This is a genomic window from Paenibacillus sp. AK121, assembly GCF_019042715.1.
In the GTDB taxonomy this organism is placed as follows: Bacteria; Bacillota; Bacilli; order Paenibacillales; family Paenibacillaceae; genus Paenibacillus; species Paenibacillus polymyxa_C.
This window is the reverse complement of sequence record NZ_JAHPJM010000019.1, coordinates 39610-62222: the sequence shown is the minus strand read 5'-3', so window position 1 is coordinate 62222 and position 22613 is coordinate 39610. Positions and strand designations below refer to the sequence as shown.

Here is a 22613-nt window from a genome sequence, read left to right as displayed (position 1 = left end):
GCTCGACTTGCATGTATTAGGCACGCCGCCAGCGTTCGTCCTGAGCCAGGATCAAACTCTCCATTAAAGACCAACCAAAGTCGGTTTATCGAAAGAGCGATTAGCTCATGTTGAAACTGACGAGATAAAATATCTCTTTGTTTGATTTTGCGAACAAAATCATTTACTCACTCGTTGTTCAGTTTTCAAAGATCAAACCTTCATTATATCTCACTTTGTTTCACCACCGCATCTCAGCGGCGACTTTTATAATATATCATCTCTTTTTGAATTTTGCAAGAGTTTTTTTAATTCTTTTTTCGAGCAAATCCTTCAAAAAGGAACGAAAATTAATTTAACATGAATATTGAATAGAGTCAATACTTTTTTTGATATCAGAAAGTATATTTACTTCCTGATATCTCGGTCTGATATAGTTCTTCTTTATCTTATCATTGTTTGGTTTGCGGGACACGGCCTCTCCGTGCATATTTGGATAGTTCCTTAGCGGGTGCAAAACGGGCATACATGCGGAAAACTGTTTTATATCGAAGTGCTATAGCATAACGGATATCCTGGTCCAATCGGGTATCGCTCATATCAAGCAGCATTTCATCTAGTTCCTTACGAAGAACATAGTCAAGTTCCTTGCATTCTTTTTCGTTAAACAGCATTCCCAACATATGACCATACTCCCTTATCAGCAGATTATATAGTACTTATATTTGCCCAATTAATTGTTCCAAACTTTACCTGTTTTTAAACTCAACTGCTAAGGTTTCAAACTTACTCCAAGAATCTTTAATGTTTTTCTTTACGCTCTCCCCTTTGTTATGTTCAATTTTCGGGAAATATATAAATAATTGGCCATATTATTTTAATGCGACAATAAACGATAAGTTATGCCGCTCTCAATCGCAGCTGCTATAAACAGAAAGATGACAGACCATATTGACACGGTCAACGTTTGTTTCAAAAAAACCTCCCACGATGGGCCAGTACCTTTGCGTTTTAGTCCTATGCTTGTACCTAGGGTAGATATTATATTGACTCCAAACTTCAATCCGAAGGCACAGGCGATAATTAAAACAGGCAATTCAATCACACCATGAGGCAATAATCCTTTTACGACAATTTCATACATACTTCTTCCCATATCTGTCTGCAGGTGTACTACGAAACCTAAAACCATTCCGTTCACAATCAAAAATATAAACGGTACGATTCCAAAAAGAGCCCCGGTATATATAACCAGCACGCATTTAATTGCATTATTGAAAAAGATAAACACAAAAAAACTCCATTGTGGATGCTCAGAGTTCTGCAATCGTTGCGCCACTCCCCCCAGTCCCTCCATTTGTTGTGCCAACATAGCCTGAATAACACCTGTACTTAACCATCCCACTACAATACTTGCGCAGAAAAAAAGTGCAGCGATCAAAATTAGCCGTCTTGTCGTGCGTAAATCATAAAAAAATGCTTTTAGTCCCATTTGTTGATGCCTCCTATTAGTCCAATGGAATAATTGACAACCCCTGGCATAGCTTTAAGTAAACAAGCACTTCTAGGATGAAAGGGGCATTAACCATGAATTCTTTTTTCTATGTATTGAACGGCAAAAATATCAAACGATTCTTGATCGTAATGGCAGCGGCCATCTTTACTGCTGGAGTCATTTATGTAGAAACCGATAATGTTACGGTCTTTTCCGAGGAAGCGCCAACTGCCATTTACAGTGTACCAACGGATAAAAAGCTGATCGCTCTCACCTTCGACATTAGCTGGGGGGATAAGCGTACTGCTCCCATTTTAAAAGTTCTCGAAGATAAAAAAGTGACCAAGTCCACCTTTTTTCTTTCTGCCCCTTGGAGCAAAACACATCCAGAACTCGTGAATCAAATTAAAGAAAGCGGATTTGAGATTGGCAGTCATGGCCATAAACACGAAAATTATAGCAGCTTAAGCGATGAAGAGATTCGTAAACAGATTTCAACGGCTCATACCACATTAACCGAGCTGACTGGACAATCCCCGAAGTTAATCCGCATGCCTAATGGTGACTTTGACAAAAGGGTACTTCAAGTTGCCAGCACTTTAGGCTACAAAACCATTCAATGGGATACTGACTCCCTGGACTGGAAAAACCCTGGTACGCAGGTCATCATCGACCGTGTTGTAAATAAAGCTCATCCCGGTGATATCGTCCTTCTTCATGCCAGTGATTCTTGCAAACAAACTCATGAAGCGTTGCCCATCATTATCGACAAGTTGCGGGCACAAGGCTATGAATTCGTGACTGTATCCGAACTGCTTCAACAGGGTACAGTAAAAGGTAAAGAGGTTCGCGATCAAGCTCTGGGTCTTTAAGGAGTTATTTTACATCGTTCTCAGCTAAAAACCAAAAACAACTCGACATATTTCTCCCCAATCATCCGCATACTATCCACATTCATGATAAAGGAGGAATACGGCCATGAATTGGACTCGTTTGCGATTTGTTAGCATGGTATGCGTGCTGGGCGTTGCACTGAGCGGCTGCGGCTCGGATCAGGGTTCTGCACCTCCCCAGACCAGTTATAAAGAGATGAAAACGATGGTTGTCGATATCTTGAAAAGTGATGATGGAAAAAAAGCCGTAGAAGAAGCTTTAACCGGGGAAAAAGAGGGACAATCCGGCCAAAGTGGTGGAGGAGGTGGAGCTGGGGGCAGCATGGGAATGAAAATGCTTATGCCCACGCAATCCGCTGAACAGATGAAAATCGCAGTAAAAGATACTTTAATCTCACCTGAATATAAAAAAGAAATCGAAAAAATTATGACTGATCCGCGTTTTGCCGGAGAATTTGCCAAAGCCATTAACAGTCAAAGCAAACAGCTTCATATGCAGCTTATAAAAGACCCTTCTTACCAAAAATCAATTGAAGCGATGCTAAAATCGCCTGAACTAACCAAGATGTACATGGACTTAACTAAAACTCCCGAATATCGCAAACAATCTATGACAGTCATGCATGATGCTATGCAGAATCCGATTTTTCGGCTTGAGGTCATGAATTTACTCAAAACTGTCGTTCAAGAAGAACTTCAACCTAAGGTTGAGAAAAAAGGCGGAGAGCAAGGTGGCTCTGGGGATCAAAAACAAGATGGTGATGGAGGTGAAGGAGAACAAGGCGGTAGTGAAGGCGGGCAAGGAGGAGGTCAGTAAAAAAAAGGCTGGTTCAACAACCAGCCTTTTTTATTATTTAGATTCCATGTGCAACCTCGTAATTTGGGCGGCTATATCATCATAAATAGCTCCTGTCGCCGACTCCGATTTATATACTGATGGAGAAAAATCAGCTTCTGACGGATGATTATCTGGGATACCCAGCGGAATTTGCGCCAAAAGTTTCGTATGAAGTGTATCTGCCAACATAGCCCCGCCTCCCCGTCCAAAAACATAGTCTTTTTCTCCCGTGGAGGACACATAATAGGACATGTTCTCCACCACGCCTATGACCTTATGATCCGTTTGAAGGGCCATTGCCCCTGCACGTGCAGCTACAAAAGCTGCCGTCGCATGCGGAGTAGTGACAATGATTTCTTCACTCTGCGGGATCATTTGATGTACGTCAAGCGCTACATCACCAGTACCTGGCGGTAAATCAAGTATCATATAATCCAGCTTGCCCCATTCGACATCACTAAAAAACTGTCTAAGCATTCTTCCCAGCATGGGACCTCTCCAAATAACCGGATTGTTTTCTCTAACAAAGAAGCCCATGGACATGATCTTGATACCAAACCGTTCCACTGGCTGAATGATACCATCTTCGACAGAAGGTACATCCTCTACCCCGATCATATCAGGCACACTGAATCCATAGATATCAGCATCAATTAATCCCACTCGCTTACCCTGTCTGGCTAAAGCTGCCGCCAAATTCACAGCTACTGTCGATTTCCCGACACCACCTTTTCCGCTTGCAATGGCAATAAATCGTACGCCAGATGCTGGGTTAAGTAGCTCATGTTCTTCCATACCGACAGCATGTCCTTTGGTCAATACCGGATCAGCTACCTCCTCGGTATCCTCTCCATTTTGAATAGCTGACTTTTCAGACTCAGATGCCTCACGAATACGAATATGAACGTGACTTAATCCTGCCTTTTCTAACGTCTGCCGGATTTCCCGATCCAGTTCTGTCTGCGTCTCTTCCTGGCTATCCAGGGCAATAGCAGTCAATGATACCCGATCCTCTTTAACAACCACATCCCGAATAAAATGGAGATCAACCAAACGGCGTCCCGTTTGAGGCTCTCGCACTTGCTGAAGTAGCTCTATAACTTGCTCTCTCGATTGCATGAATAATCAGCACCTCTGCTTTAGTGATTTACGTAGTGGTAAACACTTACAGTATACCACTATCTGACTTCAGGTGCTGATGAGGTTCCCTTTTCCCCGGCACTGTAACGCAAAATCCCTTTATATATGGATGCAGCCACTTGTCTTTGATAGTTCTCGTCACTGAGTCGTCTGGCTTCCTCTGGATGGGACAAAAATCCGACTTCTACAAGAGCTGCCGGCATTTTGAGTGCTTTTAATAAATAGACCGTGTTTACGGTCTTAGCCACTCTGTCCGTATTTTCCAAGTTGCGCTTGATTTCTTCCTGAATTAAGGACGCCAAATTCTCGTTATCTGCATGATTAGGTACGAAAAAGGTCTGGGCTCCACTCCAACGGCTCGACGGGATACTGTTCATATGAATACTTAAAAAGAGGTCCGCTTTCTGCTCCTCAATCATACGTACCCGTTGCTTTAAATCCTCCGTTTTTCTTCTGGAGTAGCCTTTTGTTTCTTGCTGCGCCAGATCACGATCATCCTCACGTGTCATGACGACAACAGCTCCTGCTTGCTGCAAATAATCCCGCAAATAAAAAGCGATCGCCAAATTAATATCCTTTTCAATGACCCCCTCTTTGCTAACCGCTCCTCCATCAGGCCCTCCGTGTCCGGCATCTATAGCAATTACCTTACCAGTAAGCGGTAGACTCCAATGAATCCACGCTCTCGAAGCAGGTATCTCATACAATGTCAGCATGATAAATAGAACAGCGAGACAACAGCCTACCAGCACTTTTTGCAGCGTCCGATAGCGAATCCACAGTGTGACCTCTTTTTTACGATTGTTTTTTTGCATAACAAAACGCCTCCGTCCTATACAGATACTAATAATCTATATGGGACGAGGCGTGTAGTTAGTACAACTCAGGCATGAACATATTCTTTCATACCTTCAATCAGCACTTGAGCGACCTCAGGTCGTGTAAATTCAGGTGGCGGACAAACCCCGGAGCGCAACAATTCCCTCACTTTGGTGCCGGAGAGCGTCAAATGGTGCTCCTTAGGATGTGGACATGTTTTGCTTGAGGCCATATTTCCACATTGGGTGCAGTAAAAGCTGTGTTCAAAAAACAACGGGGTAATCCCCAGCTCTTCAGGTGTAAAGTGCTTGAAAATTTCCTGCGCTTCATAGGTACCGTAATAATCCCCTACACCGGCATGATCTCTTCCGACAATAAAATGGGTGCAACCAAAGTTCTTTCGCACAATAGCATGGAAAATGGCCTCTCTAGGACCAGCGTATCGCATGGCGGCAGGAAAGACCCCCAGTAAGGCTCGATCAGCCGGATAATAGTTGTCCAGCAACACCAGATAGCTCTTCATACGAACATTTGCTGGAACGTCATCTGACTTGGTCTCTCCAACGAGCGGATTTAGAAATAAAGCATCCACAATTTCCATCGCGCTTTTTTGGATGTACTCATGTGCCCGGTGTACCGGATTTCGTGTTTGAAAACCGACCACTGTCTTCCATCCCTTTTCAGCAAAAAGGCTACGTGTCTGTGCTGGCGTGTAATAAAATTCGCTAAATTGTGTAGGTTCGGGTCGATTCAGCACTTGCACTGTTCCACCTACATAGGTAGCAGGCCGATCTAACAATTTGTTTACGCCAGGATGGGCCGGGTCATCCGTCTTGAATACACATCTGGCTTCCTCTGCCTGGTCAACCTGATAAATACTCTCAATATCAAGTACAGCATAGATGATACCATCTGTTTCCCCCACCAAAGCCACCTGTTGACCTAGTTTCAGTTCACTGGCTATGGTTTCTACCACTGCAAGAGTAATGGGAATACTCCAGACTGTACCATCCGCAAGACGCATATCCGTTACCACCGAACGATAATCCGACTCATTCATAAATCCCGTCAATGGAGAGAAGGCCCCTACTCCAATCAAATCCAGATCAGAAATCGTCCATGGGTTTACAGGGATAGGAAACAATTCACCTGCAGCCTGCAAGAGTGCTTCTTGCTCCGGTCCTGTAATATTTCTGTCAACGAGCGTTCCGCCATGCGGAAGAATTGCAGTCATGATGCACTTCCTTTCTATATCATAAATAAAGTCTCAGCGCTACCTATATACCATTTTATTGATGGAGCCCACACTCCGTTTTCTCATTCCCTGACCAACGACCAGCACGTGGATCTTCACCTGGCAGGACTTCACGTGTACATTGCTCACAGCCAATACTGGGGAAATTACGGTCATGCAATGGATTATACAATACTTCATGAGTGCGAATATAGTTCCATACGTCCTCGGAAGTCCAGCTCGCCAAGGGGTTAAATTTAACGAGACCAAACTTTTCATCATACTCTACCTTTTTTGCATTCGCACGCGTAGGAGCCTGATCGCGACGGATACCGGTAATCCATGCATCGTATTGAGACAGAATACGTGTCAGCGGCTCAACCTTGCGGATACTACAGCATGCATTAGGATTTGATTTCCACAGCTCCTCTCCATGCTCCGCAGCTTGCTCTTCTGGAGTCATTAAGGGAGAAACTCTAACAAAATCCAAATTGTATCTAGCTTTCATCTGATCACGCGTATCGTAAGTTTCTTGAAAATGAAAGTCGGTATCTAAATAAAAAATATCGGTAGAAGGGCTAATTCTTTGAAGCATATCTACTAGTACTACATCTTCTGCTCCGAAGCTACAAGCAAAGGTAAGGTTGGGAAATGTATGAACTGCATACTTGATAATTTCTTCAGGCGTAGCCTCTTCCAGTTCACTTGCCTTGACTCTAATCAACGCTTCTTTCTCCAATAAATTCATTATCAATGCGCCTCCATATGAAGATTCATAAATAAGTGATGCTTAAAAGCCGACTAAACTAATAAGATTAAGTACAGTATAAAACTTTCATATCCATTGTCAATCCAAGCAAAATCGTCATACTGTAAACATTTATTCTCTCGCATGATGCAGGAACGTTGTTCTGTCAGCATTCTTTAACGCTCTCCTGCATATCCAATCAAGTTCATTGGCTTTATATAAAATATTCTTATATCATACGTTTGAAAATTGTCCTTAGATTGCTTCATAACTAAAAGTAACTATTTATAGCAGAGGGTATGCCTGAACGTAAATATTTTAGGTCAATGAAGATGCTTTCTCTACTCCACCAGTGCCAAAGATATATCCGCTACGCGGTTGCCATCGTATTCCTGACTAGATTTGATTATTATGATCAGATGAAAATAGCTGAGGATAAAAGCGTCGTTCCATAGATCCATGATTATCCTTGAATTTGTACAAGGAGATATATTTAGAGATCGAACATCTTATTTTCATTTTCATTCAAAGATGAAGCGTACGTGGCCGGCATCAACTCAAGGTAAACCAGCTCTGACACTAATCGTACTTTTATTAAGGAATATTAAAAAGAAATGGCACCCAGATCGCTAATAAGCCTCTATCCACTCCTATAGCGCTCACAGCAGCCCTTGAAGAGGAATTAATACATTGGGGCTCAAATAAGCCCTTAACGTAACTGAAGCCCTATTATAGGCTCGTTCTCAATGGTTAGAAAAACTCCTCATCATCGCTGCAATACGGTAGCCGAGGAGATGGGCAGTAGTAGGCTAGAGATTGCTCTACAGCTAGTACGCATAAGCTAAACAATGTATCCCTTGCTGTATCCTGGACGTCACCAAAACAGCTACACAGGATAGAATAGCCATTGCTCAACCAGAAGATATATAAGCTTTTATCAAATTGGGAAAACAAAAAAATTCTCTGATCTTTTTAATTAGTCACAGGTTGTGAACATTACAGGATAAACCGTGTTAAAATAGCAAACTATATTTGTGCATAACTATACCTAACTTTAGTAACATCGTGGATAACTTACGTATTCCAGACAGTATATGCGCTTATTTATGTATCGCAGAGCAGATGAAGCCATAAGATCCATTTATCCACATGTGTTTAATGAGCAGCAAATAATCTAAATAAAAAAGAACCCTTTCCATAAGGAAAAGGTTCTTCTGTATTCGAAATATTAACGTTTCGAGAACTGTGGTGCACGACGAGCGGCTTTGAGACCGTACTTTTTACGTTCTTTCATACGTGGGTCACGAGTCAAGAATCCTGCTTTTTTCAAAGCTGGACGGAATTCTGGGTCTGCTTTCAACAGAGCACGGGAAATACCGTGGCGGATTGCGCCTGCTTGACCAGAGATACCACCACCATGAGCGATAACGAGTACGTCATAGCTGCCAAGTGTTTCTGTCAGATTCAGTGGTTGTTTTACGATCAGTTTGAGAGTTTCCAAACCGAAATACTCATTAATATCACGCTTATTGATGACAATGCGTCCTTCACCCGGTACGAGTCGAACACGAGCTACCGAATGTTTACGACGACCTGTCCCATAGTATTGTACTTGTGCCATGAAACTGTCCTCCCTTTTAATTATCCGCGAAGTTCGTAAACTTCAGGTTTTTGTGCTGCATGTGGATGCTCTGTACCTCTGTAAGCTTTAAGTCTCAGCTTCATTTTGTCGCCTTGACGAGTTTTAGGAAGCATACCGTGAACAGCCAATTCCAACATACGTTCAGGTTTGTTCTTAACCATATCTTGTGCAACTGTTACTTTCAGACCACCTGGGTGCAGGGAGTGACGATAGTATTTCTTGTTCTCCATTTTTTTACCGGTCAATACGATTTTCTCCGCATTGATTACAATAACAAAATCACCTGTGTCCACATGTGGTGTAAACTGTGGCTTGTGTTTGCCGCGAATCAACGCAGCCGCTTCGCTTGCCAGACGGCCGAGCGTTTTGCCTTCGGCATCAATGATGTGCCAGTTGCGCTCAACTTCATTTGGCTTCGCCATATACGTAGTACGCATGAAAAGTATCCTCCTTAAGTTCGTTAACAGAAATCATCATTTATCTTCGTTCGTTAAGTTGCTGCATTATTGATGGATTAGATGTTGCTATAAAGTGATTATCTTAATTGGGGCTGTGGGAAAGCCATTAAGAAAACACAACTTTTATATTACAGGATAACCATCAATTCTGCAAGGGAAAAATCAATGTTTTTTGATGTTTTCTTCGTACTCTACATTCCAGAGCGTTAAAGCGTGTCCAACGGCAGTAGGTCCGGCCTTTGAACGGTTTTTTGCTTCCAAAATGGAAGGAATATCATCCGGCGATTTTTTGCCTTCTCCCACTTCCAGCAAAGTCCCCATTATAATCCGAACCATGTGCTGCAAAAATCCGCTACCTGTAATATACGTATGAATAATTCCCTGATCATCCGACCCAGGACGCGAAAAGGAATGGTCTACCGTTATATAGGCTTCGTAAATAGTGCGAACATGGTTCGTCTTTTGGGAACGTCGAGATGCGAACGAAGTATAGTCAAAGGTGCCCACTAAATGAGCCAACCCCTTTTCCATCGCTCTTACATCCAGACTCGTTGGATGATGGGCCTGTGTACGACGGTGAAAGATGTCTGGAAACCGGTTCGCATTAATACTGTACCGATACGTCTTCCGCTTCGCCATGCGGCGTGCATGAAAGGACAGTGGCACCTCTCTCGCATCCGTAACGATGATATCACGAGGCAGCCAGGCATTAAGTGCCAGACACCAGCGATGTATCGGAATCGGCGATTCAGTATGAAAATTGAATACCTGCCCGTATGCATGCACACCTGCATCTGTCCGTCCTGAGCCCGTAATTTTCAGACGTTCGCCCGTCAATGAGTATATAGCATTTTCAAGGCAGTCCTGAATAGTGTTGCCACTAGGCTGCGTCTGAAAGCCATCATAGTGGGTTCCATCATAGTTCACCTTCATGCACAAGTTCCGCATGCTTCTCACACCTTTGTAGGGGTATTCTCTGGCCTTACAGGAAATAACCGAACATAACAAAGGAGAAGCCCCTCAAGGACTCCTCCAAGAGAAAAAAAGGGTTGTTCAGAATCAAGCCGATTCTGTCCACCCTTCCCTCATCTTCGCCTGTTTACGCGCGGTCAACCAATTCCAGATATACCATTGGAGCGGCGTCGCCACGACGAGGTCCCAGTTTCAGGATACGAGTGTATCCACCTGGACGCTCATTGTAACGTGTAGCCAATTCGCTAAACAGCTTTTGGATTGCATCCTGCTCACCATCCAAAGTTTCACGGCGAACGAACGCAGCCACTTGACGACGTGCGTGCAGATCTCCTTTTTTCGCTTTGGTGATCAGTTTCTCAGCAATAGAACGAACTTCTTTCGCTTTAGCCTCAGTAGTTTGGATACGCTCATACAAGAACAGATCGGTTACCAAATCACGAAACAAAGCTTTACGGGCACTAGAATTACGGCCCAATTTTTGGTATGCCATGTAGTTTCCCCTCCTTCACAAAAACGTTGCTGTGCTATTCTTCCGTACGAAGTCCTAAACCAAGTTCCTCGAGCTTCTCTTGTACTTCTTCCAAAGATTTGCGACCCAAGTTGCGGACCTTCATCATATCTTCTTCAGATTTAGTCGTGAGTTCTTGTACCGTATTGATACCAGCGCGCTTAAGGCAGTTATAGGAACGGACGGAGAGATCCAGCTCTTCGATCGTCATTTCAAGAACTTTTTCTTTTTTGTCTTCTTCTTTTTCGACCATAATTTCTGCATCTTTTGCTTCATCCGTGAGACCCACGAATAGCATCACATGCTCGGTCAAAATTTTGGCTCCAAGGCTCACAGCTTCTTCAGGACGAATAGTTCCGTCAGTCCAAACCTCAAGTGTCAGCTTGTCATAATTCGTAACCTGGCCGACACGCGTATTTTCTACGCCGTAGTTCACGCGTGCAATCGGAGTGTAGATGGAGTCGACGGGAATGACGCCGATCGGCTGGTCATCACGTTTATTCCGATCCTGCTTAACGTAACCGCGACCGCGATTGGCAAAAATACGCATGTGAAGTCTCGAACCCGGTCCGAGCGTTGCAATGTGAAGATCCGGATTAAGAATTTCCACATCACTATCCGCACGGATATCACCTGCCGTTACAACTCCTTCGCCTTCCGCATCGATTTCGAGTACTTTCTCTTCATCCGAGTGGATTTTAAGCGATAAAGCTTTCAAGTTCAGAATGATCTCCGTTACGTCTTCCTTCACACCGGGAACCGTTGCAAACTCGTGCAGAACCCCATCGATCTGAACCGATGTGACTGCTGCCCCCGGTAACGAGGATAACAGAATACGGCGAAGCGAGTTCCCAAGCGTCGTACCGTATCCGCGTTCCAGCGGTTCTACTACGAATTTTCCATAGGTGCCATCATCATTGACGTCAACCGTCTCAATTTTCGGCTTTTCGATTTCTATCACTGCAATATCCCTCCTTCAAAACGTCGCTCCTATATGAAACATTCACCTTATCCATAGTCTATCATGCAGTATACCTAAACATCCATTCTTGGCAGTTTGTGCCGGATCTATACTACACGCAGAGGAGAAATCTCATTAGACGCGACGACGTTTTGGAGGACGGCATCCGTTATGAGGTACCGGAGTTACGTCTTTGATCAGGTTAACTTCCAGACCAGCAGCTTGCAAAGAGCGGATTGCTGCTTCGCGACCTGCACCAGGTCCTTTAACCATGACTTCGACTGTCTTCATGCCGTGTTCCATAGCAGCTTTAGCAGCAGTTTCTGCGGCCATTTGCGCTGCGAATGGAGTAGATTTACGGGAACCACGGAATCCCATGCCGCCTGAGCTGGCCCAAGAGATTGCGTTACCGTGTGGATCTGTGATGGTAACGATCGTGTTGTTGAACGTGGAACGGATGTGTGCCACGCCACTCTCGATATTTTTACGGTCACGGCGTTTTGTGCGTACAACTTTTTTCGGTTTAGCCATTGAATGTTATCCTCCCTTCTTATTTCTTCTTGTTCGCTACAGTCCGACGAGGACCTTTACGGGTACGAGCATTAGTTTTAGTACGTTGTCCGCGAACAGGCAATCCACGACGGTGACGAACACCACGGTAGCAGCCAATCTCAGTCAGACGTTTAATATTCAAGGAAATTTCACGACGCAGATCGCCTTCTACTTTAACTTCTTTGTCGATCGTTTCACGTAATTTGCTCACTTCATCTTCAGTCAAATCACGAACACGCGTGTTTGCACTGATGCCTGTTTCCTTCAAAATTTTCTGAGAAGTCGTCTTACCGATTCCGAAAATGTAAGTCAAGGCGATCTCAACGCGTTTGTCACGTGGCAAATCCACACCAGCTATACGAGCCATTTTACGCTACACCCCCTTCTATTAACCTTGTTTTTGTTTGTGTTTCGGATTTTCGCAAATAACCATTACATTCCCTTTGCGGCGAATGACTTTGCATTTCTCGCAAATAGGTTTTACAGAAGGTCTTACCTTCATGTTGATTACCTCCTCCAAGCTTTACCCTGGTAAAACTCGCTTCGTGAACATTCACATCGTTTTGCCGAGCAAAACAAGTTTTTTTAAATGACATACGTTTAATAAAAACCTGCATGAATTACTTGCGGTACGTTATACGGCCTTTAGTTAAATCGTAAGGCGATAACTGTACAACCACCTTGTCGCCTGTCAAAATACGGATAAAGTGCATCCGCAGCTTTCCGGAAACATGAGCAAGAATTTGATGACCGTTCTCCAGCTCTACCTTGAACGTAGCGTTCGGCAGTGGCTCGATTACCGTACCTTCAACCTCAATGACATCTTCTTTGGCCAAAGTCAGTCTCCTTTCTCTTCAGCTTGGTATTCGGACGAGTCCAGGAAAGTTTTCACTGCATGCCGCAGTTTTCCGTTCGTCACCCGACCGCTTTCGTTTAAACTATTTACAATCTCGCTACTAATCTTTGGCTGAGGCACCAAATGAAGAACATTTTTCTTCTTCGCTTGATCAAACTTTCGTTTATCCCCATCCGCAATATACACAAACCTGCTATCTGCTATTGAAACGACAACCGCAATCTGTCCGGCACCTCTGCCTTTCAGAATCTTCACCAGCTGACCGATTTGCAGGTTTCCTTGCTGATTCATTCCAATCACCTACGCACTCAGTTTCGTGAAAATGTCCATGTCGTCCGCTTCGTCCGTCACCAATTGCTCATAAGGAGCACAAGAGATTACGTTCATCGTAACGACCGTCCAGTTGTCTTCTAGCGTCCCTACAAGGTGAGTACCTATTGGAATCATTGATTCAATAGCCAGCACAATGCCGGTTTTCAGCCTCGGTCCCTGCTCGGAAATACCACGGTTTGGATTCTCAATATATTGCCGAATGGCATGCGACATTGTAAACTGGCGAGTTTTTGTAAGGACATCGCCTTTGTTTAACTTGCGTTTGCCGGGAAATCCGTGCACCAGTTGTTCGTTGACTGAAGCGCAAATGCTAGCAGGAAAACCGTTATAACCTTTAAAAGACGGCACAGCTCCCTGACTGCGAATATACCGATCAGCTAAATGATCAAGTTCACCGGTCGTAATACCGGGCTCGATGTGTCCTGCCAAGAAATGACTCGTTGCAGAATTCATTTTCCTAGCTTTCCTCATAAAGCTTGATTCCGTCCCCGACTTGCAAATGATCATTACAGCTAACCCCGCAACAAGGACACGATATTTTGGGAAACCACATCAATATCCTGTTCTCCGTCAATATGACGCAGAAGATTCTGGTTCTCATAAAACGTGAGGAGTGGTGCTGTTTTATTACTATATTCGTCAAGTCGTGTTCTTACGCTATCTTCGTTATCGTCAGGACGCTGATAGAGTTCACCACCGTCTTTATCGCAAATGCCTTCAATCTTAGGAGGATTAAAGACAATATGATAGCTAGCTCCGCAGCTTTTACAAACTCGCCGTCCTGTGATTCGTGCCAACAAGTTGTCACGATCCACTTTCAGGTTGATGACATCATCCAGCTTCGTGTTCAACCGACCCAAAATTTGATCCAAGGCTTCAGCTTGAGCTAAAGTTCTTGGAAAACCGTCTAGCAAGAAACCTTTCTTGCAATCCGGCTGCTGTAGTCGTTCTTCAACGATACCGATTGTTACATCATCCGGAACAAGTTCACCCTTGTCAATATACTCTTTGGCTTTAATGCCAATAGGTGTTCCCTGTTTCATCGCTAGGCGAAACGCATCACCTGTCGAGATATGAGGAATGCCGAACTCCTTCACAATGACATCTGCTTGTGTACCTTTACCAGCCCCCGGAGGGCCCATGATCAAAATATTCACAATCTGTCACTCCTCAAGACGACCCCTACACAAGAAACAGCACAAAAGGTGCCGGTAAGCATGCGAACATCCTATGCCGGTACCTATTGCCTATTTGTTGATGAAGCCTTTGTAATGGCGTTTGATCAGTTGGCTTTCGATTTGCTTCATCGTATCCAATGCTACACCAATAATGATGAGCAATGAAGTACCGCCAATTTGCACGGAACGAGGCAAGCCCGAAAGCGAACCGAAGAATACCGGCAAAACGGATATGACTGCCAGGAACAAAGCTCCTGTCATTGTCAAACGTGACATTACTCGTGTCAAGTATTTCTCCGTAGCTTTACCTGGGCGAATACCCGGGATATAACCGCCGTTTTTCTTCATGTTGTCGGCCATTTGCTGCGGATTCATCTGTACAAAGGTATAGAAGAATGTGAAACCGATAATCATTACGACATACAAAACCATGCCCAGCGGCTTGTCATAATACAAGTAAGTGGTAATCCACTTAGCCCAAGCATGATCTGCCCAGAAACTCGCAATAATTGTCGGGAATTGCAGCAATGATACCGCAAAGATTACCGGAATAACGCCTGCCGCATTTATTTTCATCGGAATATGCGTATTCTGGCCACCGTACATCTTGTTGCCAACTACACGTTTAGCGTATTGTACTGGAATTTTCCGAATACCTTGTTGGATGTAGATAACACCCACAATAATCAGAACAACCACCAAGGCAATGATAATTGCCTTCAGGATATTCATAAACAGCTGATCTGCTTGAATAAACTGAGATTCTACAATCGTCCGAATATGTCTTGGAATACCTGCCGCGATCCCTGCGAAGATTACAATAGAGATACCATTACCAATTCCCTTTTCGGTAATTTGCTCACCAAGCCACATAAGGAACGTAGTCCCTGCTGTAAGCACAATGGCAATAACCAGATAATCAGCAAAAGTAGCACCTGGAATCATCGCTGCACCGTACAGTCGATTGAAACCAATCGACGTTCCGAATGCTTGGATTAAGCCTAGTATTACAGTACCATACCGTGTAATTTGAGCCAATTTCTTTTTACCATGCTCTCCTTGTTTAGCCCATTCCGCAAGTTTCGGAATCACGTCCATTGACAGCAACTGTACAATGATGGACGCTGTAATATATGGCATAATCCCGAGGGCGAAGATCGAAAACTGATACAATGCGCCCCCTGAGAAGGTGTTAAGGAGTCCAAACAACTCGCTTCCTGCCTGATCCTGAGAAGTAAAGACTTGCTTATTCACACCGGGAACCGGCACGAAGGAGCCAATACGATATACAAAGAGTATAAACAGGGTAAACAGGATTCGGGTTCTAAGATCCTCAACCCGCCATATATTTTTCAGGGTCTTGAACATTAGATCACCTCGGTTTTACCGCCGGCAGCTTCAATTTTCTCTACCGCAGATTGAGAGAACTTGTTCGCTTTAACTGTCAATTTCACAGTGATTTCACCGTTACCCAGAATTTTAATTCCGGATTTCGCGTTCTTCACAATACCATTGTTCAGCAAAAACTCAGGGCTTACTTCTGTACCCGCTGCAAAACTGTTCAAATCTTCGATATTCAAAACCGCATACTCTTTACGAGTAGGATTTACGAAACCGCGTTTAGGCAAGCGACGATACAGTGGGTTTTGACCACCCTCGAAGCCCGGACGTACACCACCGCCGGAACGAGCGTTTTGACCCTTATGACCACGACCAGAAGTTTTACCCGTACCGCTACTAGGACCACGACCCAAACGCTTACGTTCTTTGCGGGAGCCTGGAGCTGGGGAAAGCTCATGTAACTTCATCGTTCGTTGCACCTCCTTGATTATTGTTAAAATACTTTATTTCTTAAGCCTCGATTTCTTTAACAGAAACCAAATGGCTAACTTGATTAATCATCCCGCGAATCGCTGCATTGTCGGGTTGAACTACTTTATGGTTGATTTTACGCAAGCCGAGCGTTTTAACAGTCGTTCTCTGAGTACCAGGACGGCCGATCAACGAACGAACGAGGGTAATTTCTAATTTCGCCATGATATTCCCTCCTTAGCCCAGCAGCTCTTCGATGGATTTGCCGCGCAATTTAGCAACATCTTCAGCGCGTTTCAAGCGGGACAAACCTTCCAAAGTCGCATTGACCATATTCATGGAATTCGAAGAACCCAAAGATTTTGTCAAGATATCACCTACACCAGCAAGTTCCAGAACAGCACGAACTGGACCACCAGCGATAACCCCAGTACCTTCCGATGCCGGTTTCAACAGAACCCGGCCAGCACCGAACTTACCTGTAACAAGGTGAGGAATTGTTGTGCCTACGAGTGGAACGTGAACCAGGTTTTTCTTAGCATCTTCAATACCTTTGCGAATCGCATCAGGTACTTCGCCCGCTTTACCGATTCCAGCGCCTACCCAGCCGTTGCCGTCGCCCACTACTACCAGAGCACTGAAGCTAAAACGGCGTCCGCCTTTGACAACTTTAGCTACACGATTAATATTTACTACTCTTTCAGTCAGTTCCAAAGTATTCGGATCTACACGCAAGTCGTTAACCTCCTTTTGAGAAATGTCTTAGAATTCAAGGCCTGCTTCGCGAGCTGCATCAGCCAAAGCTTGAATCCGTCCATGATACAAGTATCCACCACGATCAAATACGATGTTAGCATGGCCTTTTTCTTTCGCACGTTTAGCAACGAGTTCGCCAACCTTACGAGCTGCTTCTACACTACCACCGTTTTTGATTTCGCTGCTCAGCTCTTTATCCATAGTGGATGCAGAAACCAATGTTACACCAGCAACATCATCAATCAGTTGTGCATAGATATGCTTGGAAGAGCGGAATACGTTCAAACGAGGACGTACAGCCGTACCTTCGATTTTCTTACGTACACGCAGATGTCTTCTGACACGCGCTTTATTTTTATCTTGTTTTGTAATCATCTCAAGTTTTCACTCCCTTCAGTTTGCCTTTTAAAACTTTATACTAAGACGCACTGGGTAAAAAAGAAGTACAAGTCTTTCCAGTAGAAAGACCGCACAAAAGTCGGTAAGAAACTTATTTCTTCTTACCGGCTTTACCTTCTTTACGGATGATGCGCTCGCCTTCGTATTTAATCCCTTTACCTTTGTACGGTTCAGGTTCACGAACGGAACGGATTTTAGCAGCATAGGCACCTACGCGCTCTTTATCAATTCCGCGAACGATGATTTTAGTGTTCGAAGGAACTTCGAATTCGATGCCCGCTTCCGGTGAAATTTCAACCGGATGAGAGTATCCAACGTTCAGAACGATTTTATCTCCGGATTTGCTTGCACGATATCCGACCCCAACCAGCTCCAGAGATTTTGAAAAGCCTTCAGTTACACCACTTACCATGTTATTGACAACGCTGCGGGTTGTTCCATGCAAAGAGCGGTGAAGTTTGTTGTCCGAAGGACGAACTACATTAATTTCATTATTTTCCACAGTAACGGACATGTCTTTATGAAGCTCACGAGTCAATGTTCCTTTAGGACCTTTAACTGTGATCACTGTGTTGTTCAAAGTCACGTCAACACCACTTGGTACTGTGATTGGTTTACGACCAATACGGGACATATCTGTTGCACCTCCTATCTTTTAAACGTTAAATTACCAAACGTAGCAAACCACTTCTCCGCCGGCTTTGGACTGACGTGCTTCTTTGTCGGTCATGATACCTTTGGATGTTGAAATGATTGCGATCCCGAGTCCACCCAGTACGCGTGGAATCTCATTGCTCTTCGTGTAAACGCGAAGACCTGGTTTACTGATTCTTTTCAAACCTGTGATAACACGCTCGTTGTTCGCACCGTATTTCAAGAAAATACGGATGATCCCTTGTTTGCTATCTTCAACAAATTCCGCATCACGAATGAATCCTTCACGTTTCAGGATGTCGGCGATTTGTTTTTTCATTGTAGATGCAGGCATTTCTACTGTTTCGTGGCGAACAGTGTTCGCGTTACGAATACGAGTAAGCATATCTGCAATTGGATCAGACATAGTCATTGTGTATAAACCTCCTTCCCAAACAGGACTTTTTACCAGCTTGCTTTTTTCACGCCAGGAATCTGGCCTTTATAAGCTAATTCACGGAAGCAAATTCTGCAGATCTTAAACTTTTGCAGCACCGAATGTGGACGACCACAACGTTCGCAACGAGTATAAGCACGAACTTTAAACTTTGGTGCGCGTTGTTGTTTGACTTTCATTGAAGTTTTTGCCACTTAGCCTGACACCTCCTAAATAGTTTCGGAGAACAGGGTGTCTTTAAATCAGACGCCCGAAACGATATGCCAACATTATTTCGCGAAAGGCATGCCCAGCTGAGTCAGAAGCTCACGGGACTCTTCGTCAGTCTTGGCAGTCGTTACGATAACGATATCCATACCACGAACTTTATCAACTTGATCGTACTCGATTTCCGGGAAGATCAACTGTTCTTTCAAACCAAGCGTGTAGTTACCACGTCCGTCGAAAGCTTTTGTTGATACGCCATGGAAGTCACGTACGCGAGGGAGTGTGATGTTGAACAATTTGTCCAAGAAATAATACATACGCTCGCCACGAAGTGTTACCTTTACACCGATCGGCATGTTTTCACGCAATTTAAAACCTGCAATAGATTTTTTTGCGCGAGTGATAACTGGTTTTTGACCAGCGATCAGCTGCATGTCGTTGAGAGCTGAATCAAGTACTTTGGAGTTTTGGACTGCGTCGCCAACACCCATGTTGATTACAACTTTCTCGATTTTAGGCACTTGCATCACTGTTGTATAGTTGAACTTCTGCATCAAAGCAGGAGTGATTTCTTTCAAGAAACGTTCTTTCATTCTTGTTGTTGCCATGAATCATAGTCCTCCTTTCTTCAAAAAATAATTAGTCGATCACTTCGCCTGAACGTTTTGCAATACGCACTTTTTTTCCGTTGTCCAAAACCTTGTAACCCACACGAGTTACTTTTCCGCTCTTCGGATCAATGTGCATAACGTTGGAAACGTGAATCGGAGCTTCTTTCTCGATGATGCCGCCTTGTGGATTCAGCTGATTAGGCTTTTGGTGTTTTTTAATCATGTTAACACCTTCCACAAGCACACGGTTTTGACGAGGGTAAGCAGCGATAACGCGACCTTTTTTACCTTTATCTTTACCTGTAATCACCAGAACAGTGTCGTCTTTTTTGACGTGCAGCTTGTTGTTATGGGATTCCAGAACTTTTTTCACTTTTGGCATTTCGTACACCTCCTACGGGCACATTTTAAGGTGAATTTAGATCACTTCCGGAGCCAAGGAAACGATTTTCATGAAGTCTTTATCACGAAGTTCGCGAGCAACTGGTCCGAAAATACGAGTACCGCGTGGGCTCTTGTCTTCTTTAACGACCACTGCTGCGTTCTCATCAAATCCGATATAGGAACCGTCTTTACGGCGGATAGAACGTTTAGTACGAACGACAACCGCTCTTACTACATCACCCTTTTTGACAACGCCGCCTGGTGTTGCTTGTTTTACGGAACAAACGATCAGGTCACCAATTTGAGCTGTACGACGTCCCGTACCACCGAGCACACGGATACACATCAGTTCCTTCGCGCCGGAATTGTCAGCCACAGTCAAACGTGTAAATGGTTGAATCATTTATTTATCCTCCTTTCGGAAAAACTACACTACATTAGATTATAACAGCTTTTTCAACGATTTCGACCAGTCTCCAGTTTTTGTCTTTGGACAAAGGACGAGTTTCCATGATTTTAACAGTATCACCGATTTGTGCAGTGTTGTTTTCATCATGAGCTTTGAATTTTTTAGTCACTTTAATGCGTTTATGGTAGAGATCATGTTTTTTGTAAGTTTCTACAGCAATCACAATCGTTTTATCCATTTTGTCGCTGACTACTTTACCGACTAATACTTTACGGGCATTACGTTCGCTCATTGTTGGCCTCCTTCCTAATTACAGGCGGAATTTCCACCCGGTCTAATATCTTAGCTAATCCCAAGTTCTCTTTCACGGATCACAGTTTTAGCACGAGCAATTTCCTTACGCACAGCACCGATCCGAGTCGGGTTATCAAGCTGACCGGTAGCGAGTTGAAAACGAAGGTTGAAAAGTTCTTCTTTAAAACCAGAGATCTTTTGTTCGATTTCAGCAGTGGTAAGGTTGCGGAATTCACTAGCCTTCATTTGCTTCACCACCCAATTCTTCACGTTTCACAAACTTAGTTTTGATTGGCAGTTTGTGAGCGGCAAGACGCATTGCTTCACGAGCAATCTCTTCCGGTACACCAGCAAGTTCAAACATGATCTTACCTGGTTTCACTACTGCAACCCATTTTTCTACGTTACCCTTACCACTACCCATACGAACCTCAAGAGGCTTTTGAGTAATTGGTTTGTCAGGGAAAATTTTAATCCAAACCTTACCACCACGTTTGATGTAACGAGTCATCGCAATACGAGCAGCTTCGATTTGACGGTTAGTGATCCATGCTGGTTCAGTAGCTTGCAAACCGTACTCACCAAAATTCAGTGTAGTACCGCCTTTTGCACGACCCTTCATGTGACCACGTTGTTGTTTACGATGTTTTACGCGTTTAGGTACCAACATGATTAGTTGCCTCCTTCCTGAGGAGCTTGTTTCTTAGCTGGAGGAAGAACCTCTCCACGATAGATCCATACTTTTACGCCAAGACGGCCATAAGTAGTATGAGCTTCTGCTGTACCGTAGTCGATGTCAGCACGAAGTGTATGCAGTGGAACAGTTCCTTCGCTGTATCCTTCGGAACGAGCGATTTCGGCACCGCCAAGACGTCCGCCTACTTGAGTTTTAATTCCTTTTGCACCGGAACGCATAGTTCTTTGAATTGCTTGTTTCAACGCACGACGGAAAGAAACACGACGTTCCAATTGTTGTGCAATGCTTTCAGCAACAAGAATTGCATCCAGTTCAGGATTTTTAATTTCAGAGATATTGATGTGTACCTTTTTACCGCCTGCGATTTTAGTGATTTCATTACGCAGATTTTCAACTTCGGAACCACCCTTACCGATAACCATACCTGGTTTCGCAGTGTGAATCGTTACGTTGACACGGTTAGCTGCTCTCTCGATTTCAACACGGGATACAGCGGAGTCTTTCAATCTTTTCTTCAGATGCTCACGAATCTTAACGTCTTCCAGCAAAAGATCACCGAAATCTTTGCCTGCATACCATTTGGATTCCCAATCACGGATAATACCGATTCGGAGTCCGACGGGATTTACCTTTTGGCCCACACGTTTTCCCTCCTTATTTTTCAGATACCACCAGAGTAATATGACTGGTGCGTTTATTGATGCGGCTTGCACGACCCATTGCACGCGGGCGGAACCGTTTCATTGTAGGACCTTGGTTTACAAAAACCTCAGACACTACCAATTTATTTACGTCCATAGAGTAGTTGTGATCTGCGTTCGCGATAGCAGAATTCAACAATTTCTCAACGACTGGAGAAGCGGATTTCGGAGTGTGACGAAGAATTGCAATCGCCTCACCTACCTGCTTGCCACGAATCAAATCGATAACAAGTTTCACTTTGCGAGCGGAAATCCGCACGGATTTAGCATGTGCTTTTGCTTCCATTGAGTTACCTCCTCTCAAACACTACGCTGTGTTGATTATCTTCTTGTTTTCTTATCGTCATCCGTATGGCCTTTGTACGTACGCGTTGGAGCGAATTCGCCCAATTTGTGTCCAACCATATCTTCCGTTACGTATACAGGCACGTGTTTACGACCATCATATACACCAAACGTGTGTCCGATAAATTGCGGGAAAATCGTAGAGCGACGGGACCAAGTTTTGATCACGACTTTTTTGTCAGACTCGTTCAAAACCTCTACTTTTTTCAACAGGTAACCATCAATAAATGGTCCTTTTTTGAGACTGCGACCCATTTGTGAATCCTCCCTTCGTTAAAACGTAGTCGTTCTTTAATATG

37 protein-coding genes and 1 rRNA gene are annotated in these 22613 nt (G+C 44.0%); 2 read left to right on the top strand and 36 right to left on the bottom strand.

What is annotated here, in order from left to right:
- The 3 genes from KSP24_RS23555 to KSP24_RS23545 all read right to left on the bottom strand — a co-directional run.
- Positions 1 to 67 (bottom strand): 16S ribosomal RNA (locus KSP24_RS23555); the annotation flags it as partial.
- 364 nt (positions 68 to 431) lie between these two features.
- Positions 432 to 662 carry a hypothetical protein gene (locus tag KSP24_RS23550; protein WP_013312131.1) on the bottom strand — a complete coding sequence of 77 codons (231 nt, stop codon included), beginning with the start codon at positions 660 to 662 and terminating at the stop codon, positions 432 to 434.
- 194 nt (positions 663 to 856) lie between these two features.
- On the bottom strand, positions 857 to 1471 hold the full coding sequence (locus KSP24_RS23545) for a stage II sporulation protein M (RefSeq protein ID WP_013373242.1): 615 nt from the start codon (positions 1469 to 1471) through the stop codon (positions 857 to 859).
- A 95-nt stretch (positions 1472 to 1566) separates the two neighbouring features.
- Here KSP24_RS23545 and pdaB point away from each other — a divergent pair, with 95 nt between their 5' ends.
- Entirely contained in the window at positions 1567 to 2346 is a 780-nt protein-coding gene (pdaB, locus tag KSP24_RS23540; RefSeq protein WP_216976922.1) for a polysaccharide deacetylase family sporulation protein PdaB, read from the top strand.
- 106 nt (positions 2347 to 2452) lie between these two features.
- Positions 2453 to 3184 carry a spore germination lipoprotein GerD gene (gene gerD, locus KSP24_RS23535; protein ID WP_216976920.1) on the top strand — a complete coding sequence of 244 codons (732 nt, stop codon included), beginning with the start codon at positions 2453 to 2455 and terminating at the stop codon, positions 3182 to 3184.
- A 33-nt stretch (positions 3185 to 3217) separates the two neighbouring features.
- Here gerD and KSP24_RS23530 read toward each other — a convergent pair whose 3' ends face one another.
- The 33 genes from KSP24_RS23530 to rpsS all read right to left on the bottom strand — a co-directional run bounded on the left by KSP24_RS23530 (position 3218) and on the right by rpsS (position 22569).
- The gene (locus KSP24_RS23530) at positions 3218 to 4324 is read right to left on the bottom strand and encodes an Mrp/NBP35 family ATP-binding protein (protein ID WP_216976918.1); all 1107 of its coding nucleotides are present in this window, start codon (positions 4322 to 4324) and stop codon (positions 3218 to 3220) included.
- Positions 4325 to 4383: 59 nt separating this feature from the next.
- Complete coding sequence (cwlD, locus tag KSP24_RS23525) at positions 4384 to 5160, bottom strand: N-acetylmuramoyl-L-alanine amidase CwlD (protein WP_090738086.1); 777 nt, start codon at positions 5158 to 5160, stop codon at positions 4384 to 4386.
- A 68-nt stretch (positions 5161 to 5228) separates the two neighbouring features.
- Positions 5229 to 6398, bottom strand: coding sequence for a sulfate adenylyltransferase (sat, locus tag KSP24_RS23520; RefSeq protein WP_090738084.1), 1170 nt, complete (start codon positions 6396 to 6398; stop codon positions 5229 to 5231).
- Between the two features lie 55 nt (positions 6399 to 6453).
- On the bottom strand, positions 6454 to 7146 hold the full coding sequence (locus KSP24_RS23515) for a phosphoadenylyl-sulfate reductase (RefSeq protein WP_025679938.1): 693 nt from the start codon (positions 7144 to 7146) through the stop codon (positions 6454 to 6456).
- Positions 7147 to 8374: 1228 nt separating this feature from the next.
- Complete coding sequence (rpsI, locus tag KSP24_RS23510; RefSeq protein WP_013373250.1) at positions 8375 to 8767, bottom strand: 30S ribosomal protein S9; 393 nt, start codon at positions 8765 to 8767, stop codon at positions 8375 to 8377.
- Positions 8768 to 8787: 20 nt separating this feature from the next.
- Positions 8788 to 9225: a 50S ribosomal protein L13 gene (gene rplM, locus KSP24_RS23505; protein ID WP_216976916.1), complete on the bottom strand. Its 438-nt coding sequence runs from the start codon at positions 9223 to 9225 to the stop codon at positions 8788 to 8790.
- Between the two features lie 183 nt (positions 9226 to 9408).
- A complete protein-coding gene (gene truA / locus KSP24_RS23500) occupies positions 9409 to 10194 on the bottom strand; it encodes a tRNA pseudouridine(38-40) synthase TruA (protein ID WP_025365929.1) in 786 nt (261 codons plus the stop codon).
- Between the two features lie 151 nt (positions 10195 to 10345).
- Positions 10346 to 10711 carry a 50S ribosomal protein L17 gene (gene rplQ / locus KSP24_RS23495; RefSeq protein WP_013373253.1) on the bottom strand — a complete coding sequence of 122 codons (366 nt, stop codon included), beginning with the start codon at positions 10709 to 10711 and terminating at the stop codon, positions 10346 to 10348.
- A gap of 34 nt (positions 10712 to 10745) precedes the next feature.
- A complete protein-coding gene (locus KSP24_RS23490) occupies positions 10746 to 11690 on the bottom strand; it encodes a DNA-directed RNA polymerase subunit alpha (RefSeq protein ID WP_013373254.1) in 945 nt (314 codons plus the stop codon).
- 135 nt (positions 11691 to 11825) lie between these two features.
- On the bottom strand, positions 11826 to 12221 hold the full coding sequence (gene rpsK / locus KSP24_RS23485) for a 30S ribosomal protein S11 (RefSeq protein WP_007432559.1): 396 nt from the start codon (positions 12219 to 12221) through the stop codon (positions 11826 to 11828).
- Between the two features lie 19 nt (positions 12222 to 12240).
- Positions 12241 to 12609, bottom strand: a complete 369-nt coding sequence (gene rpsM, locus KSP24_RS23480; RefSeq protein WP_007432560.1) for a 30S ribosomal protein S13 — start codon at positions 12607 to 12609, stop codon at positions 12241 to 12243.
- Positions 12610 to 12630: 21 nt separating this feature from the next.
- Positions 12631 to 12744, bottom strand: coding sequence for a 50S ribosomal protein L36 (gene rpmJ / locus KSP24_RS23475; RefSeq protein WP_003333770.1), 114 nt, complete (start codon positions 12742 to 12744; stop codon positions 12631 to 12633).
- A gap of 118 nt (positions 12745 to 12862) precedes the next feature.
- Positions 12863 to 13078, bottom strand: a complete 216-nt coding sequence (gene infA / locus KSP24_RS23470; RefSeq protein ID WP_006212898.1) for a translation initiation factor IF-1 — start codon at positions 13076 to 13078, stop codon at positions 12863 to 12865.
- Between the two features lie 2 nt (positions 13079 to 13080).
- Entirely contained in the window at positions 13081 to 13389 is a 309-nt protein-coding gene (locus KSP24_RS23465; protein WP_013373256.1) for a KOW domain-containing RNA-binding protein, read from the bottom strand.
- A 9-nt stretch (positions 13390 to 13398) separates the two neighbouring features.
- A complete protein-coding gene (locus tag KSP24_RS23460; protein ID WP_040102792.1) occupies positions 13399 to 13938 on the bottom strand; it encodes a M24 family metallopeptidase in 540 nt (179 codons plus the stop codon).
- Between the two features lie 5 nt (positions 13939 to 13943).
- The gene (locus KSP24_RS23455; protein WP_216976914.1) at positions 13944 to 14588 is read right to left on the bottom strand and encodes an adenylate kinase; all 645 of its coding nucleotides are present in this window, start codon (positions 14586 to 14588) and stop codon (positions 13944 to 13946) included.
- A gap of 90 nt (positions 14589 to 14678) precedes the next feature.
- Entirely contained in the window at positions 14679 to 15977 is a 1299-nt protein-coding gene (gene secY, locus KSP24_RS23450; RefSeq protein ID WP_013373259.1) for a preprotein translocase subunit SecY, read from the bottom strand.
- A complete protein-coding gene (rplO, locus tag KSP24_RS23445; protein ID WP_013312149.1) occupies positions 15977 to 16417 on the bottom strand; it encodes a 50S ribosomal protein L15 in 441 nt (146 codons plus the stop codon). The genes secY and rplO overlap by 1 nt, the downstream gene beginning before the upstream one ends.
- 43 nt (positions 16418 to 16460) lie before the next feature.
- Complete coding sequence (rpmD, locus tag KSP24_RS23440; RefSeq protein ID WP_013373260.1) at positions 16461 to 16646, bottom strand: 50S ribosomal protein L30; 186 nt, start codon at positions 16644 to 16646, stop codon at positions 16461 to 16463.
- 12 nt (positions 16647 to 16658) lie between these two features.
- A complete protein-coding gene (rpsE, locus tag KSP24_RS23435; protein ID WP_013373261.1) occupies positions 16659 to 17156 on the bottom strand; it encodes a 30S ribosomal protein S5 in 498 nt (165 codons plus the stop codon).
- 27 nt (positions 17157 to 17183) lie between these two features.
- On the bottom strand, positions 17184 to 17552 hold the full coding sequence (gene rplR, locus KSP24_RS23430; RefSeq protein WP_007432568.1) for a 50S ribosomal protein L18: 369 nt from the start codon (positions 17550 to 17552) through the stop codon (positions 17184 to 17186).
- Between the two features lie 115 nt (positions 17553 to 17667).
- Positions 17668 to 18210 (bottom strand): 50S ribosomal protein L6, encoded by a 543-nt coding sequence (gene rplF / locus KSP24_RS23425; RefSeq protein WP_013373263.1) that lies wholly within the window; start codon positions 18208 to 18210, stop codon positions 17668 to 17670.
- Between the two features lie 33 nt (positions 18211 to 18243).
- Positions 18244 to 18642: a 30S ribosomal protein S8 gene (gene rpsH, locus KSP24_RS23420; RefSeq protein ID WP_007432570.1), complete on the bottom strand. Its 399-nt coding sequence runs from the start codon at positions 18640 to 18642 to the stop codon at positions 18244 to 18246.
- A gap of 32 nt (positions 18643 to 18674) precedes the next feature.
- A complete protein-coding gene (locus KSP24_RS23415; RefSeq protein WP_010348808.1) occupies positions 18675 to 18860 on the bottom strand; it encodes a type Z 30S ribosomal protein S14 in 186 nt (61 codons plus the stop codon).
- Positions 18861 to 18935: 75 nt separating this feature from the next.
- Positions 18936 to 19481 (bottom strand): 50S ribosomal protein L5, encoded by a 546-nt coding sequence (gene rplE / locus KSP24_RS23410; RefSeq protein ID WP_007432571.1) that lies wholly within the window; start codon positions 19479 to 19481, stop codon positions 18936 to 18938.
- A gap of 31 nt (positions 19482 to 19512) precedes the next feature.
- Positions 19513 to 19866, bottom strand: coding sequence for a 50S ribosomal protein L24 (gene rplX / locus KSP24_RS23405; RefSeq protein WP_013312155.1), 354 nt, complete (start codon positions 19864 to 19866; stop codon positions 19513 to 19515).
- A 36-nt stretch (positions 19867 to 19902) separates the two neighbouring features.
- A complete protein-coding gene (rplN, locus tag KSP24_RS23400; RefSeq protein ID WP_007432573.1) occupies positions 19903 to 20271 on the bottom strand; it encodes a 50S ribosomal protein L14 in 369 nt (122 codons plus the stop codon).
- A 34-nt stretch (positions 20272 to 20305) separates the two neighbouring features.
- Positions 20306 to 20569 (bottom strand): 30S ribosomal protein S17, encoded by a 264-nt coding sequence (rpsQ, locus tag KSP24_RS23395; protein ID WP_007432574.1) that lies wholly within the window; start codon positions 20567 to 20569, stop codon positions 20306 to 20308.
- A gap of 50 nt (positions 20570 to 20619) precedes the next feature.
- On the bottom strand, positions 20620 to 20817 hold the full coding sequence (gene rpmC, locus KSP24_RS23390; protein WP_007432575.1) for a 50S ribosomal protein L29: 198 nt from the start codon (positions 20815 to 20817) through the stop codon (positions 20620 to 20622).
- The gene (rplP, locus tag KSP24_RS23385) at positions 20807 to 21241 is read right to left on the bottom strand and encodes a 50S ribosomal protein L16 (protein WP_007432576.1); all 435 of its coding nucleotides are present in this window, start codon (positions 21239 to 21241) and stop codon (positions 20807 to 20809) included. The genes rpmC and rplP overlap by 11 nt, the downstream gene beginning before the upstream one ends.
- Before the next feature lie 2 nt (positions 21242 to 21243).
- Entirely contained in the window at positions 21244 to 21909 is a 666-nt protein-coding gene (gene rpsC, locus KSP24_RS23380; protein ID WP_007432577.1) for a 30S ribosomal protein S3, read from the bottom strand.
- 13 nt (positions 21910 to 21922) lie between these two features.
- Positions 21923 to 22255: a 50S ribosomal protein L22 gene (gene rplV, locus KSP24_RS23375; protein ID WP_007432578.1), complete on the bottom strand. Its 333-nt coding sequence runs from the start codon at positions 22253 to 22255 to the stop codon at positions 21923 to 21925.
- Between the two features lie 35 nt (positions 22256 to 22290).
- Positions 22291 to 22569 (bottom strand): 30S ribosomal protein S19, encoded by a 279-nt coding sequence (gene rpsS, locus KSP24_RS23370; RefSeq protein WP_007432579.1) that lies wholly within the window; start codon positions 22567 to 22569, stop codon positions 22291 to 22293.
- Between the last annotated feature and the right edge of the window lie 44 nt (positions 22570 to 22613).